Consider the following 14849-nt stretch of genomic DNA (forward strand, 5'->3'; position numbering starts at 1 on the left):
GCAGTGGCCGTCGAGGCCGATGCAACCGAAGCAGGCGACGAAGCAGCGTGCACTGTCAATGCTGTCGCGCAAGCCATTGATAGACCCAATACGAGCACTGCGCGCGTCATTGCAAACAAGGTCATGCGCCATCCACCAGAAAAAAAAAGAAGGCGCGATCATAACGGCATCGCGCCTTCTTTTTAAAGCGAACCGCATTCCGGATCGCGAACGAACCCAACGGAGCGCACGTTCGACTGCCTGAACGGGAAAACCACCTGCGTGAGCGGCAAAAAACGACTGCCGTAGCGGCAGAGCCCGCTGTGTGGAAAAACTAAATCAGGAAGAACGCCAGAATCACCAATGCGATCAGCACCACCTTGGTGATCTTGTACACCGTACGGTTCCACTGCTTGAACGCCTTGCGCTTCTGGTCCAGCTTCCAGTGCGCATGGGTCAGCTTATTGATCGCGCCGGTTTTGTCGCCGCTGTCATTGGGCGATGCGGCGGCAGACATGACGACCTTGCCGAACCAGCGATTGAACGCTTCAGCCCAGCGCCATTTCAGCGGCCGCTCGATATCGCAGAAGAGAATGATGCGATTGGCTTCAGAATGGTTGTACGCCTCGTGGACGTAGGTCTCGTCGAAAACCGTGCCTTCGCCGTCGCGCCAGCTGTACGACTCGCCGTCCACGGCGATGAAGCAGCGATCGTCGTTGGGCGTGGCCAACCCCAGGTGATAGCGCAGCGAGCCCGAAAACGGATCGCGGTGCTTGTTCAGTTTTCCGCCCGGAGGCAGTTCGGCAAACATCGCCGCTTTCACAGTAGGAATGGTCTTGAGCAACGCCACGGTACGCGGGCAGAATTCCTCGGCCGACGGGTGGCGGGCGTCATACCACTTCAGATAGAAACGCTTCCAGCCGTACTTGAAGAACGAGTTGAAGCCGATGTCGTCGTGCTTTTCGGCCGCCTTGATATGTCGCAGGCGCTGCATATCCAGCGCTTCGTCGCGAATGACTTCCCAGTTGTCCTGCAGCTTTTGCAGCTCGGGCAGGGCGGCCGGTGCCACGAACGGCGTGGTGGGCACGCGCGAGCACAGGATCATGAACGCATTGATGGGGGCGAGCAGCACCGAGTGGTCCAGGAACTGACGGGCCAAGGGCAAGCGGACCCGTCCGCGATAGTGGGCAAACAGGATGGAAGCCAGCCAGATGCCGGCAATGAACCATTTCATTGTCTTTTCCTCGTCTTCCGGGCACAGACGCGTACCCGGACAGATAACCCCATTTTTGCACATCGGCACCCGGCTTGCCGGGCCTGCCCAGGGGCGGGCGAAACCGGGTCGCAATAGGTACAATTCCGCCCATGTCTGAAGATGTCCAAACTCCCCCCCCGCCATTTGTCCATTTACGCGTGCACTCCGAATTTACGGTGGTGGACGGTATCGTGCGCATCCCCGATCTGATCAAGCGCACGGTCAAGCTGGGCCAGCCTGCTGTTGCACTGACCGATCTTGCCAATCTGTTCGGATGGATCAAGTTCTACAAGGGGGCCCGGGGGGCCGGTATCAAGCCGATCGCCGGTTGCGATGTCTGGATTTCGAACGAAGAAGACCGCGACAAGCCGTTCCGGCTGTTGCTGCTGGTGGCCAGCACGCAGGGCTACCTCAATCTCTGCGAGCTGATCTCGCAGGCCTGGTTGACCAATCAGCATCGCGGCAAGGCCGAGATTCGCCGCGAGTGGCTGGTGGGGCAGGAGGGGTTGATTGCGTTGTCGGGCGGACGCATGGGTGATGTGGGCCAGGCGCTCGAAGCCGGCAACCTGCCTGCGGCGCAGGCCGCGGCCCGGCGCTGGGCCGAATGCTTCCCCAACAATAATTTTTATATCGAATTGCAGCGCGCCGGCCATGACGGCGATGAGACGTACACGCAGGCCGCGATGCGGCTGGCGGGCGATTGCGGCTTGCCGGTGGTCGCCACCCATCCCGTGCAATTTCTGGATCGCGACGAGTTTCAGGCGCACGAGGCACGCGTTTGCATTTCCGAAGGCGAGATTCTCGCCAATCCGCGCCGGGTCAAGCGGTTTACGCCCGAGCAGTACATGCAGTCCTCCGAGGAGATGACGCGCAAGTTTGCCGACGTGCCCTCGGCGATTGCCAACACCGTCGAGATCGCCAAGCGCTGCAACCTCACGTTGGTGCTGGGCAAGCCGCGCCTGCCCAATTTCCCCACGCCTGAAGGCGTCACGCTCGATCAGCATCTGATCGATCTGTCGGTGCTGGGGCTCGAAAAACGCATGCTCCAGCTCTATCCGGACGATGCCGAGCGGGCCGCCAAGTACCAGGAATACACCGACCGGTTGATGTGGGAATGCAAAACCATCATCCAGATGGGCTTTCCCGGCTACTTCCTGATCGTGCAGGACTTCATCAACTGGGGCAAACAAAACGGCGTGCCGGTGGGACCGGGCCGGGGTTCGGGTGCGGGCTCCCTGGTCGCTTATGCCCTGGGCATCACCGATCTGGATCCGATTCGCTACGACTTGCTGTTCGAGCGGTTTTTGAACCCCGAGCGGGTCTCGATGCCCGACTTCGATATCGACTTCTGCCAGGATAATCGCGAACGCGTCATCGATTACGTCAAGATCAAATACGGTCGCGAGGCCGTCAGCCAGATCGCGACTTTTGGTACGCTGGGCGCCAAGGCCGTCGTGCGGGATGCGGGCCGCGTGCTCGATATGCCCTACATGATGTGCGATGGGCTTTCCAAGCTCATCCCGTTCAACCCGGCCGACCCCTGGACGCTGGCGCGCACGCTGCGCGACGAGCCGGCATTCAAGGAGCGTTACGAGCAGGAAGAAGAGGTGCGGGCGCTGGTCGATCTGGCGCAGCCCCTCGAAGGTTTGACGCGCAACATCGGCATGCACGCCGGGGGCGTGTTGATCGCACCGGGCAAACTCACCGATTTCTGCCCGCTGTATTGCCAGCCGGGTCAGGAAAACAGCGCGGTCTCGCAGTTCGACAAGGACGACGTCGAAGCCGCCGGCCTGGTCAAGTTTGACTTTCTGGGCTTGCGCAACCTGACCATTCTCGATTGGGCCGTGCGCTATGTGCAGCGGTTCAACCCCGAGAAGCGCGAATTCGACATCATGGCGCTCAAGCTGGACGATCCGGCGGCCTACAAGATTTTGTGCGACGGCAATACCACGGCCGTGTTCCAGCTTGAATCGCGCGGGATGAAGGAGCTGCTCAAGAAGCTGCGCCCCAACACCTTCGAAGACATCATCGCCATGCTGGCGCTGTATCGCCCCGGTCCGCTCGAGTCGGGCATGGTGGACGACTTCGTCAATCGCAAGCACGGCCGCGCGGCCGTGGACTATTTCCATCCCGACCTTGAAGGCACGCTCAAAAGTACCTATGGCGTGATCGTGTATCAAGAGCAGGTGATGCTGATCTCGCAGATCATCGGCGGTTACTCGCTCGGCGGCGCCGATCTGCTGCGGCGCGCGATGGGTAAGAAAAAGGCCGAGGAAATGGCCAAGCACCGTGAGCTCTTCGAGAAGGGCGCGGTCGAAAAGGGCCACGACGCCAAGCTGGCCGTCACGCTGTTCGATCTCATGGAAAAGTTCGCGGGCTACGGCTTCAACAAGTCGCACTCGGCGGCCTACGCCCTGATCGCCTATCAGACCGCATGGCTCAAGGCCTATCACCCGGCGGAGTTCCTGGCTGCCACGTTGTCGTCCGACATGGACGATACCGACAAGGTGCAAACGTTCTGGCGCGATGCGCTCGAAAACGGCGTCGAGGTCTTGCCGCCGGATGTCAACGCGTCGGGCTACCGCTTTGAACCGGTGGCCGATCGCCACACTGAGAAGGGCTTGCCGCCGCGCACCATGCGCTACGGTCTGGGCGCGGTGAAAGGCACGGGTCAGGGCGCGGTCGAAGATATCGTTCGCGCCCGCGACGAAGGCGGACCCTTCAAGGATCTGTTCGACTTCTGCCGGCGCGTGGGCAAGCAATCCGTCAATCGCCGTACCGTCGAGGCGCTGATCCGCGCCGGTGCGTTCGACAGCATCGCCGCCAACCGCGCGGCATTGCTGGCGTCCGTACCCATGGCGATGGAGGCGGCCGAGCAGGCGGCGCGCAGCGCCAATCAGAACTCGCTCTTCGGTGACGACACCGGCGACGTGGTGGCGATGGAGTTGCACAAGGTAGCCCCCTGGGGGTTGCACAGCCGGTTGACCGAAGAAAAATCGGCGCTGGGCTATTACTTCAGCGGCCACCTGTTCGATGCGTGGCGCGACGAAGTGCGCCGCATCGTGCCGTCGCCCCTGTTGCGCCTGGAGCCCATGCGCGATCTGCAGTGGATGGCCGGGGCCTTGTCCAGCGTGCGCACGATGATGACGCGGCGCGGCAAGATGATGTTCGTCGTCATGGACGACGGCAGTGCCCAGATCGAAGTCGCGGTGTACGCCGAGCTCATGGACAAACACCGCGATCGTCTGCGTGAGGATCAGTTGCTCATCGTGCACGGCAAGGTCACCAACGATGAGTACTCCGGCGGTGTACGCATCGTCGCCGATTCGCTATACGATTTGCAATTGGCGCGCGAAGCGCGTGCACGAGCATTACGCATCCGGCTCAACGGCCAGGCCGACGCCGATAAGCTGCGGCAGATGCTTCATCCTTATCGTGCCGAACCCGACAGCGGGATCCCCGGCACTCCGGTCGAGATCAGCTATATGCGCAACAACTTTCTGTGTACGGTGCGTCTGGGCGAAGCCTGGCGTGTCCGGATGGCCGACACGCTGCTCGAGCAACTCGGCACGTGGGCCAAGCCCGACGGTATCGAGGTGCTCTACTGATGCCCGGATTACGCATCGTGCACACCGAGGCCGCGATTGGCTTCGGGGGCCAGGAGCACCGCATCTACAAGGAAGTGCTGGCCATGCGCGAGCGCGGTCACCATATCGAGGTGGTGTGTCAGCCGCATGCCAAGATGCTGCCGCGGCTGCGTGCCGCAGGATTCGTGGTGCACACGATTCCGATGGGCGGATTGCGTAATTACGTCAAGGGGGTGTACGCGCTCTGGCGTCTGTTCATGGCCCGGCGGTATGACGTGGTCAATACCCACAGCCGAATGGACACGATCATCGCCGCTGCTGCGGGCCGGTTGGCCGGCGTGCCGCTGGTCGTGCGCACGCGTCACTTGTCCAATAAAGTGACGTCGATGCTGTCCTACACCTGGCTGCCGCATCGCGTCACAGCGGTGAGCGACCACGTGCGGGGCTATCTGATCCAGCGCGGCGTCCCGCCCGAGCGCATCGCCACGGTGTACTCGCCGGTGGCGCTGCCGCCGCAGGTCGAGCATTCCACCCTGCGATCGGAGCTTGGGCTAAGCGACGATCACCTGGTGGTGGGCTGCGTGGCAGTCATGCGCGCGACCAAGGGGCATCGCGATCTGGTCGATGCGATGGCGCCGCTGATTCGAGAAAACCCCATGTTGCACATGGTGTTCGTGGGTGGCGGGTCGCCTACCTTCGAACAAGTCCATGCCTACGTGCAGGCGCAGGGGCTGGGATCACGTATCCACCTGATGGGCATGCGCGACGATGTGCCCAATTTGCTTGCCGGGTTCGATCTCTTTGCACTCGCCACCCAGCAGGAGGCCTCGGGCACGGTTTACGTCGAAGCGGCCGCCAGCGGCTTGCCGGTGGTGGGCACCAATGTGGGTGGCGTGTCCGAAATGATGCGCGAGGGGATTACCGGCATTCTGGTGCCGCCTAAAGACCCCGTCGCATTGGGCGCCGCGCTCAAGCGATTGATCGACGACCCCGAGTTGCGGTGCCGCATGGGTGACGCGGGACGCCGAATGGTCTGGGAGGAACGCGCGTTTTCGACCGAACTCCTGGCGGAACGCACCGAGAATCTCTACCGCCAATGGCTGGCGGAGCGCGGTCATCGGGCGTCCGAGACGACGCTACCCGCATGACGACGCGCGCCACCCTTTCGGTGATCCTCATCGCGAAAAACGAAGAGGCTCACATCGTCGAATGCTTGAAGTCCGTGGCTTTCGCCGACGAAATCATCGTTATCGATAGCGGGAGCACCGACGATACTGTTGCGCTGGCACGTCAATCAGGCGCGATCGTTACCGTGACGCCGGATTGGCCTGGTTTTGGCATTCAGAAAAACCGTGCGTTGGCGCAGGCGACCTGCGACTGGGTACTGTCGCTGGACTGCGATGAACGCATTACACCTGGGCTGGCTACTGAAATTGCCGCCATACTAACGTTACCGGGCGCGTCTGATGCGTATGCCATCCCGCGACTGTCCGAGTTTTGCGGCCGTTTCATCCGCCACAGCGGGTGGTGGCCCGATCCCGTAGTTCGGCTGTTTCGAAGGGGGGCGGGTCGGTTCACCGATGCTGCTGTACATGAAAAGGTCGAGGTGGCAGGCAAGGTAGGGCAGTGCCGGGCGCATATGTTGCATTTTCCCTACGACGGCCTGAGCGATTGGATCGACAAAATGAATCGGTACTCGTCGGCCGCCGCTCAGATCAAATATGATGCGGGCCGCACGTCATCGGCATGGGGCGCATTGATGCGAGGCTGCTGGACGTTTTTCAGGGCCTACGTGCTGCGCCGGGGATTTCTGGATGGATGGCAGGGCGTTGTTTTGGCGGCGGGGTCGGGAGCGGGAAGCTTCTTTCGATACGCCAAATTGATCGCTTTGAAAGAGAATAGAAAGAGGGAAGATTGTTGAGCCGCTTAACCCCAGTTTCGACCGATCAGCTTCCTGGATGGCCTATACAAGCGTAATGAACATTCTCTTTACCAACTTCTTGACCTCGCCGGGAATCGACGGTCACACGATCTACATCGCGACGCTCGCGCGCGCGTTGTCGGCTCGTCACACCATTACGGTCGCGGCACCTGCAGGAAGTGGACTGTATCGGCGCATGGGCGAGATCCCGGGCGTACAACGTGTTGTGCAGTCGTTCCCCAATCGCATCCATCACATGCTCGGCGCCGCGCGCCAGTTGCGTCGCCTGATCAACGCCAATCAATTCGACGTGATCCACGTCAACGGTTCGGCCGATCATCGCCTTGCCATCGTGGCCACACGCGGCATGGGGGCGGCTCGCCCGCGCATCATCTTTACCAAGCACAACGACCACTTCTCGTCGCGTTTCGGCTCGGCCCTGCGCGCCCGCATGGGCACCGATTATGTGATCGGGGTGTGCGAGTTCGTGCATCGTCAACTCGAAAAGTCGCCCTTTGCCATCTGCCCCATCGATACCGTATACAACGGTGTCGACACGCAGTTCTTCTCGCCGCGCGACCGTGAAGGCGCTTTCGCGTTGGCCGAGCAGTGGGCAGGCCGCAAGCTGGCACCGGGCACCTTGATCCTGGGCAGTAACGCCGGTACGGGCAGCTACAAGGGCTGGCAAGACATGATTACGGCGGTGGGCAAGCTGGCCGATCCGATCCGCCGTCGCGTTCATATCTTTCTTGCAGGCGAACTGCCCACGCGTGCGCAGCGGCAATTCGTGGCCGACGCCGGCATGACCGAGCACGTCACTTTCGTGGGACGGCTCGACGATGTGCGGCCCTTGGTCGCCTGCTTTGACATCGGGTTTGTGCTGTCTTATCGCGTCGAAACCATCTCGTTCGCTTGCCGCGAAATGATGGCGATGGGTATTCCGGTGATTTTGACCGACCACGGCGGGTTGCCGGAAAACGTCACCAATGGGCGGGAGGGCTGGATCGTGCCCAAACGCGATACCGACGCGATTGCCGCGCGTGTGTTGGATGTGCTCAACAATCGGTCATTGCTGAATTTGATGGGCATCGCCGCCCGCGAGCGCAGTGTGCGCCAGTTCGGCGTCGAGCAATTCATCCTGAATACCGAGGCGGTATACCGCAAGGCTGTGGCCCGCGAACGTGGGGCGCGTGTGACAACCCTGCGAGAAAGCTGAACGCTCTGGCAATTTGGCGGGGCAGTGACTGGCGTCGCCGTCCATGCACCCGCAGTATTTTCAACGCTTTTATCTATCGCTTTCGGCTCACGCAGATGCGGCACGCTCAATCAGCGTGCTGCGCGCTGCACGCCCTCAGTTGGCAGCGCTTGGCGCCGTGAGACGTTCCAGCTTGGTCAGCCACGCCAGCGCATGATCGCGACTTGTGCCGCACATCTCCACCTCCGGCTGCAAGCCGCCGCAAAAGGCTGGCCGTTCAGGCTTGCCGAAGAGCGCACAGCGCAGATCGGGCAAGAGCTGAATACAGGGCACCCCTGCCGGCTTGCCCTCTGGCATGCCGGGGATCGGGCTCGTGATCGACGGCGCCGTGCAGCAGGCACCACAGCCCGAGCGGCAGGTGATCACAGCCATCCGCGCGCCCAATACAGCCCAATGGCCGCGTATTCCTTAATGATCGAGCGGCTCGCGTCCAGCGCCCGCTCATTGGGCCACCACGGCGAGAGCGAGCCGTCGGGAGGCAGCACGATCTGTGGCGACACGGCCGCCGCGATCGCCTCCACGCCTTGCTTATGAAACACGGCCATCGCACGCGGCATGTGCAGCGCCGAAGTCACCAGAAGCACCTTGCGGATGCCTTGATCGCGCAAGGCATCTTCCGAAAGCGCTGCGTTTTCGTAGGTGCTGCGGCTCGCGTTCTCCAAAATGATGGCATAGGACGGCACCCCCAACTGGCGGATCTCGTGCGCCATGCCCTGGGCTTCGCTCACGTCGCCTTCCAAGGCGCCGCCCGAGAGCAACACCCGCGGGGCCCGGCCAGCCAGGTAGAGCTCTGCCGCGGCATCCACGCGCGTGGTCTTTTTTGTTTTGTCGTAAGGCTCGAACCAATTGGCGCGCGCGTTGGCCGTATTGCCGCCCAACACCACAATGGCATCCGCCATCTCGGTTTGCTCGGGTGGCGGATTGGGATACCAGTTCTCGAGCGCACCGCCTAGCCAAAGCGACGTCACGGGCAGGCTCCACGCCGTTACCCATACGACGCCCGCAAGCATGAAGCTCGCACCCGTCTTGCGCCAGCGCAGCAGGCAGAGCACCAGGCCCACGACGAGGAGCGTGAGGCACAAATTAAGCGGAATGATCAGTCCAGTCAGAAACGACGTCGTGGGCATGCGTGCAAGTCCATTACTGCTGCAAATTCAAAAAGGTAAAGGCGCGCTGAGCCACTTCGTCCACCGTGGGCCAGGCATTCTCGGCGCCCAGGCATACCGCACGGGGCGACCATGGGCCCGTTCGCGCCGGGCGCGTGACCCCAAACAGGGTCAATTGTGGGGCGTCGGCGGCAGCGGCCAGGTGGGACACGCCCGAGTCGTTGCAGATGGTGAGCGACACGCGTGCGGTCAACGCAGCAAATGCGCCCAGCGACATCGGCGGCAACAGCGTTGCCGTCGGTGCATTGGTGCGAGCCTGAGCCTGTTCGGCGGGTGGCGGGCACATGGCCACCACCACACCGCGCGCTTGCAACTGCTGCGTCAAGGCATCGAAATGCGGCCACACCTTCACGCGTCCTTTATGCAAGCCCACGGCAGTAGGCGCAATCAGCACCACCGGCTGTGCCGCGCTGGTCCATTGCCCCACCGCCGCGTCCGCTTGGGCGCGATGTGTGTCGGTCAGGGGCAAGCCCAACGTCTTCGCAGGCGATGCCGTGCCCGCCGGTAACGCCCAGTGCGTCAGTGCGCGGCGCGTCAGGCCGTACCAGGACTCTACGGCGTGCACGGGCAACTGTGGCTTGTCGATCGGCCAACGCAGCAGCACGCTCCGCCCATCGTCGCGATACCCGGCACTAGGGATTCCAGCGAGGCGAAACACGGCAGCGCTCGAGAGCGAGTCGGGCAGCAACAGGCCGCGCGCCGGGCCCGCATCATGGCGACGCTGTTGGCGGACCGCGCGTGCATCGGCCCAGACCTTGCCGGTCATGGGCACGAAGCCATGCGCCGGTAATCCGGCCAGAAGATCGCGCGCCCACGGGCGCGCGCACACCACCAGCGGCGCACCAGTGGCGGCGAGCAGGGCCAGTGACGGCAGACTCATGCAAACATCGCCCACCCAGTTGGGGAGCCGGACATATAGCGTCGAATGGGGTGACATAAACCTGAAAAGCGCGGGTTGCCGCTGTGATGCGGACTAGAGAATACCAAACCGAGACCCGCTATGGCGGGGCAAAGGCGCCCGAGCCGAATGCGAACGGTACAATCCCCCCACATCACGATTGAAAAGCGAGATAGCATTGAATTCTGGTGCACGCACCACGCCTGCGGGCTCTCAGCCGGTCAAAACCGAACTTTGGTCCCGGGTCTACAGCCGCGTAGGGAAGTATTGGAAGGGCTTGGCGGCTGCCGTGCTGCTGATGGCCGGCGCAGCCGCGACCCAGCCCACGCTCGCCATCATCATGAAGCCGCTGCTCGACGACGGCTTTTCCGGCACCAAGCCTTACTACATCTGGTTCCTTCCGTTGTCGGTCGTGGGCCTGATCACGCTGCGCGGCATCTGCAACTTCTTCAGTGAGTATTTATTGGCGTGGGTCGCCAATAACGTGCTCCTGGGCATGCGCAAGGATATGTTCGAGCGCTTGCTGGGTTTGCCTGATGCCGAGTTCAAGCGGGGCGATACCGGCCGGCTGCTCAACCGCTTTACGGTCGATGCCGGCAACGTCACGGGCTACGCGACTGACGTCATTACGGTGCTGGTGCGTGAAACGCTGGTGGTGCTGGCGCTCATTTGCGTGTTGCTCTACATGTCATGGCAATTGACGCTCATCATTCTGGTGATGCTGCCCGTGTCGGTCACGATTGCACGGTTGTTTACGCGCCGCCTGCGCCGCATCAATCGCGACACCGTCAATATGAATGCAGAACTCACGCGCGTCGTCGGCGAAAGTATCGATGGCCAGCGCGTGATCAAGCTCTTTGACGGTTATGAATTCGAGCGTGGCCGCTTCCACTTCGTCAGCAGCAAGCTGCGCAGATTCGCGATGCGTTCGGCCACGGCAGACGCAGCGATGACGCCGCTCACGCAAATCTGCATCTCGATTTCGGTGGCCGCCATCATCGCCGTGGCGCTCAGCCAGGCCAACACCGGCACGCTCACGGTAGGCAGCTTTGCCGCATTCATGGCATCTCTCGCGCAGATTTTCGATCCCATCAAGCGACTCACGAACGTGGCCGGCAAGATGCAGAAAATGCTGGTGGCTGCCGAAAGCGTGTTCACGCTCATCGATCAAACGCCTGAAGGAGATACGGGTACGCGCAAACTCGACGAGCCGGTTCGCGGCCGCATCGAATTCAACAACGTCACGCACCGTTTCCCCGATGCCGACCGCGACACCGTCACCGGCATCAGTTTCACCGTCGAACCTGGCGAAACCGTCGCCTTGGTGGGACGTTCCGGCAGCGGTAAAACGACCTTGGTCAATATGCTGCCGCGTTTTGTATTGCCCGATACCGGCAACATCCTCGTGGATGGCGTGCCGGTCGAAGATATCCAGCTCAGCAATCTGCGCTCGCATCTATCGCTCGTCAGCCAGGATGTGGTCCTGTTCGACGACTCGATTGCCGCTAACGTCGGCTATGGCACGATCGGCGACGCCAACGACCAGCAGATTCGCGATGCCCTTGAAGCGGCCAACTTGCTGAGCTTTGTGGATGGACTCCCCAACGGCATTCATACGCCGGTGGGCGAAAATGCGGCGCGCTTGTCCGGTGGGCAGCGTCAGCGCCTGGCGATCGCTCGCGCGCTGATCAAGAATGCGCCCATCCTGATCCTGGACGAAGCCACCTCGGCGTTGGATAACGAATCCGAGCGTCAGGTGCAGTCGTCATTGGAGCGCCTGATGAAGGGCCGCACCACGCTGGTCATCGCCCATCGCCTGTCGACCGTGCAAAACGCCGATCGTATCGTGGTGCTGGACGCCGGCAAAGTGGTCGAATACGGCGCGCATGCCGAACTGCTTGCCGCCAACGGACTGTATGCATCGCTCTACAAGATGCAGTTTCGAGAAGATTGACGGCGGCAGCGCGAGACCTGACCTCGGCGGACGAGGGTTCGTCGGACGAGGGTTTGGTTGACGGGGGGCGTCGAACGCGGATTCGTCGGACAGGGGTTTCTCGAACGACGATTCGTCGGACAGGGGTCCCCCAAGCGACGATTCTTCAGACAAGGATTTTTTGGACGAGGGATCCCTCGAGCCAGGGTTCTGACTGAGGCCTTTCTCGCGCGAGTCTTATAGCAGGATCAGGTCGTACTGCTCCTGGGAATACGACGCCTCCACTTCCATCGAGACGCGCTTTCCGACCAGATCGCCCAACATCGCCAGGTGCTGGCGCTCTTCTTCCAGAAACAGATCCACCACTTCCTGAGACGCCAAAATCCGAAACTCGCGCGGATTGAACTGTCTTGCCTCACGCAAGATTTCGCGCAGAATTTCGTAGCACACCGTGCGCGGCGTGCGCACGCGCCCGCGCGACTCGCATGTGGGACACGGCTCGCAAAGCTGGTGCGCCAGTGAATCGCGCGTGCGCTTGCGCGTCATTTCCACCAAGCCAAGCTGCGTAAATCCATTTACCGTCATCCGCACGCGATCGCGCGCCAGTGCTTTCTTGAGCTCGGCCAACACCGTCTCGCGGTGTTCTGGATCCTCCATATCGATGAAATCCAGGATGACGATGCCGCCCAGATTGCGCAGACGCAACTGACGCGCGATGGCCTGAGCGGCTTCCAGATTGGTCTTGAAAATCGTATCGTCAAAATTACGGCCGCCCACAAAGCCGCCGGTATTCACGTCGACGGTGGTGAGCGCTTCAGTCTGGTCCACGATAAGGTAGCCGCCGGATTTCAAATCCACCCGTCGCGACAGCGCGCGCGCAATTTCGTCGTCCACGCCTGCCGTGTCGAACAGCGGCCGCTCGCCGCTGTAGTGCGCGATGCGCTCCGTAACCGACGGCGTAAATGTCTTCGCCCATTCGACCAGATCGGTGGCCACCGTACGGGAATCGACCCGGATGGATCCAGTGTGCGGCCCTACCATATCGCGCAGCACGCGTTGGGCAAGTGTGAGCTCTTGGTATAGCGTCGATCCCGGAGGCCGTTCACGAGCCGCAGCCTGAATGCGGCCCCACAATTTGCGCAAATAAGCCAGATCGGCCGCGATCTCCTCGTCCGATGCGCCTTCGGCTTGTGTGCGCACGATCACGCCACCCCCTTCTTCTGGGGGCATCAGTTGCTGGATACGCTCGCGGATGTGCTGGCGTTCGGTTTCCGACTCGATCTTCTGCGAAATACCAATGTGGGGATCGTGCGGCAGATACACCAGCATGCGGCCGGCGATGCTGATCTGCGTCGATAAGCGCGCCCCTTTGGTGCCCAGGGGATCCTTGATCACCTGAACCATGATGGTCTGGCCTTCGAACAGCATACGTTCGATGGGCGTGGGCGTCAGCCCTTGCGACCGTTCCTGCCGGTTTTCCCGCAGGTCGGCAATATGAATGAATGCTGCGCGATCCAGGCCCACATCGATAAAAGCGCTCTGCATCCCAGGAAGCACCCGCACAACCCGTCCCAAACAAACATTGCCAACATGGCCACGCTGGATGCTGCGTTCGAGATGCAACTCCTGCACCGCCCCTTGCTCGATGATGGCGACACGCGTTTCAAACGGCGTCACGTTGATCAGAATGTCCTCGCTGGCAGGCGTCTGGGCAGTCGTGGGGGGTGTCAGCATATGAGTGAGTGGCGTCGTATTTATTGTTTGGGGGTTCTGGCCAGCTGTAAAGAAAGCAGGTTAGGCGTGCGAGCATCTATCGCCATGATATACGGGCGCACGCTGTCACATGAGGATCCGCGACGAGTCGTCACACAAGGCTGGCTGGAAGGGCGATGGCCCCTGGGGTTTTGGGGCGGCGCGGCGCTGGGTCGAAGCGCTTGAAGATGCGATTCGTTGGGCGGCAACCGTAAAGACGGAAGGAAGGAAGGAAGGAAGGAAGGAAGGAAGGAAGGAAGGAAGGAAGGAAGCGGTGCGATACGTATGAAACTGGGATTAGATAAATCGTGGAGATCGCAAAGGTGTGGAGGAACTCAGCGATGGTAGGAGCTCAGAGATGGGAGGAGTTCAAAGATGGGAGGAGTTCAAAGATGGGAGGAGCAGGCGGGGCGGCTTTGTGAGGTGTTGAAAGAGAGGGAGGAGGGAAGAGGGGGGAGGGAAGAGGGAAGAGGGAAGAGGGAAGAGGGAAGAGGGAAGAGGGAAGAGGGAAGCAGTGCTTTCGATGCGGTAGCGCGTCTACTGGATTGTCATGAGCGATCGGTGCGCTGTAACAGATGGCGAATGCCGACGTACCGTTCTTGATGCTCCCTATATAGATAGAAGCGCGCAACCGGGTATGTGTGGGTGCCATCTGGATTCCTTCCAGTCCGAGCCGGCCCGGAGCGGCGTGGCCCCATCATGGTTCGAGCTCGCTATATTTGATCTCGCTACATATAGAGAGGTCTTTGCCTCTGCGTGGGGGGCGCCACCGATCGCAGGAGACGGTTCAGCAGATTCCAGAAGACGATTCAGCGATGACCAATAAGCAACCGCTGCAAGGCGTTGGCAAAACCGCGGAATACAAACAAACGATCCGATTAATCGGGCGGCCAAGTCGCCACGACTTGCACACCCCAAATCTTGTGCTATAGTTCGGCCCCTTCACCAAGCAGTCGTTGTTTTGACCGGTTGGTGCGGGTCAGGGCCGGGGAAGTTTCCGGCCAGGATGTGGGGCAGTAAGTTTTGGTGCCAAGTTGCACTGCAAATTAAAACTGTGCTATATTCTCTGGCTCGGCAGTTGCAGAGAAATGCGGGTTAACCCT

At 61.3% G+C, this 14849-nt stretch carries 11 protein-coding genes; 6 read left to right on the plus strand and 5 right to left on the minus strand.

Annotated features, from left to right (window positions below; all coding sequences use genetic code 11):
• Positions 1-3: 3 nt before the first annotated feature.
• A complete protein-coding gene (locus tag EYW45_RS24505) occupies positions 4-186 on the plus strand; it encodes a hypothetical protein (RefSeq protein WP_235938983.1) in 183 nt (60 codons plus the stop codon).
• A gap of 127 nt (positions 187-313) precedes the next feature.
• Here the strand turns inward: EYW45_RS24505 and lpxO are convergent, their stop codons facing one another.
• A complete protein-coding gene (gene lpxO, locus EYW45_RS10835) occupies positions 314-1213 on the minus strand; it encodes a lipid A hydroxylase LpxO (protein WP_161135348.1) in 900 nt (299 codons plus the stop codon).
• Positions 1214-1344: 131 nt separating this feature from the next.
• Between lpxO and dnaE the strand changes: the two genes are divergently transcribed.
• From dnaE to EYW45_RS10855, 4 genes are read left to right on the plus strand one after another with little or no spacing between them, the layout of a single operon-like run.
• On the plus strand, positions 1345-4842 hold the full coding sequence (gene dnaE / locus EYW45_RS10840) for a DNA polymerase III subunit alpha (protein ID WP_161135349.1): 3498 nt from the start codon (positions 1345-1347) through the stop codon (positions 4840-4842).
• Positions 4842-5969, plus strand: a complete 1128-nt coding sequence (locus EYW45_RS10845) for a glycosyltransferase family 4 protein (RefSeq protein ID WP_161135350.1) — start codon at positions 4842-4844, stop codon at positions 5967-5969. Before dnaE ends, EYW45_RS10845 begins: the two co-directional genes overlap by 1 nt.
• Positions 5966-6742, plus strand: coding sequence for a glycosyltransferase family 2 protein (locus EYW45_RS10850; protein WP_161135351.1), 777 nt, complete (start codon positions 5966-5968; stop codon positions 6740-6742). Before EYW45_RS10845 ends, EYW45_RS10850 begins: the two co-directional genes overlap by 4 nt.
• Before the next feature lie 55 nt (positions 6743-6797).
• Positions 6798-7958: a glycosyltransferase gene (locus EYW45_RS10855; RefSeq protein ID WP_161135352.1), complete on the plus strand. Its 1161-nt coding sequence runs from the start codon at positions 6798-6800 to the stop codon at positions 7956-7958.
• A gap of 135 nt (positions 7959-8093) precedes the next feature.
• Here EYW45_RS10855 and EYW45_RS10860 read toward each other — a convergent pair whose 3' ends face one another.
• From EYW45_RS10860 to EYW45_RS10870, 3 genes are read right to left on the minus strand one after another with little or no spacing between them, the layout of a single operon-like run.
• The gene (locus EYW45_RS10860; protein ID WP_161135353.1) at positions 8094-8369 is read right to left on the minus strand and encodes a YkgJ family cysteine cluster protein; all 276 of its coding nucleotides are present in this window, start codon (positions 8367-8369) and stop codon (positions 8094-8096) included.
• Entirely contained in the window at positions 8360-9124 is a 765-nt protein-coding gene (locus EYW45_RS10865) for a YdcF family protein (RefSeq protein ID WP_161135354.1), read from the minus strand. The genes EYW45_RS10860 and EYW45_RS10865 overlap by 10 nt, the downstream gene beginning before the upstream one ends.
• A gap of 13 nt (positions 9125-9137) precedes the next feature.
• Entirely contained in the window at positions 9138-10100 is a 963-nt protein-coding gene (locus EYW45_RS10870) for a glycosyltransferase family 9 protein (protein ID WP_161135355.1), read from the minus strand.
• Between the two features lie 139 nt (positions 10101-10239).
• Between EYW45_RS10870 and msbA the strand changes: the two genes are divergently transcribed.
• The gene (gene msbA / locus EYW45_RS10875; RefSeq protein WP_161135356.1) at positions 10240-12015 is read left to right on the plus strand and encodes a lipid A export permease/ATP-binding protein MsbA; all 1776 of its coding nucleotides are present in this window, start codon (positions 10240-10242) and stop codon (positions 12013-12015) included.
• Between the two features lie 216 nt (positions 12016-12231).
• Here the strand turns inward: msbA and rng are convergent, their stop codons facing one another.
• Entirely contained in the window at positions 12232-13728 is a 1497-nt protein-coding gene (gene rng, locus EYW45_RS10880) for a ribonuclease G (protein WP_161135357.1), read from the minus strand.
• Positions 13729-14849 lie beyond the last annotated feature (1121 nt).

This window comes from Schauerella aestuarii (assembly GCF_009866805.1).
Classification (GTDB): Bacteria; Pseudomonadota; Gammaproteobacteria; order Burkholderiales; family Burkholderiaceae_B; genus Schauerella; species Schauerella aestuarii.

Bases quoted from the DNA above. Each gene is read 5' to 3' on its own strand.
- dnaE (WP_161135349.1), top strand. From the start codon at position 1,345: ATGTCTGAAGATGTCCAAACTCCCCCCCCGCCATTTGTCCATTTACGC.
- rng (WP_161135357.1), bottom strand. From the start codon at position 13,728: ATGCTGACACCCCCCACGACTGCCCAGACGCCTGCCAGCGAGGACATT.
- EYW45_RS10855 (WP_161135352.1), top strand. From the start codon at position 6,798: ATGAACATTCTCTTTACCAACTTCTTGACCTCGCCGGGAATCGACGGT.
- EYW45_RS10865 (WP_161135354.1), bottom strand. From the start codon at position 9,124: ATGCCCACGACGTCGTTTCTGACTGGACTGATCATTCCGCTTAATTTG.
- EYW45_RS10870 (WP_161135355.1), bottom strand. From the start codon at position 10,100: ATGTCACCCCATTCGACGCTATATGTCCGGCTCCCCAACTGGGTGGGC.
- lpxO (WP_161135348.1), bottom strand. From the start codon at position 1,213: ATGAAATGGTTCATTGCCGGCATCTGGCTGGCTTCCATCCTGTTTGCC.
- EYW45_RS10845 (WP_161135350.1), top strand. From the start codon at position 4,842: ATGCCCGGATTACGCATCGTGCACACCGAGGCCGCGATTGGCTTCGGG.
- EYW45_RS10860 (WP_161135353.1), bottom strand. From the start codon at position 8,369: ATGGCTGTGATCACCTGCCGCTCGGGCTGTGGTGCCTGCTGCACGGCG.
- EYW45_RS10850 (WP_161135351.1), top strand. From the start codon at position 5,966: ATGACGACGCGCGCCACCCTTTCGGTGATCCTCATCGCGAAAAACGAA.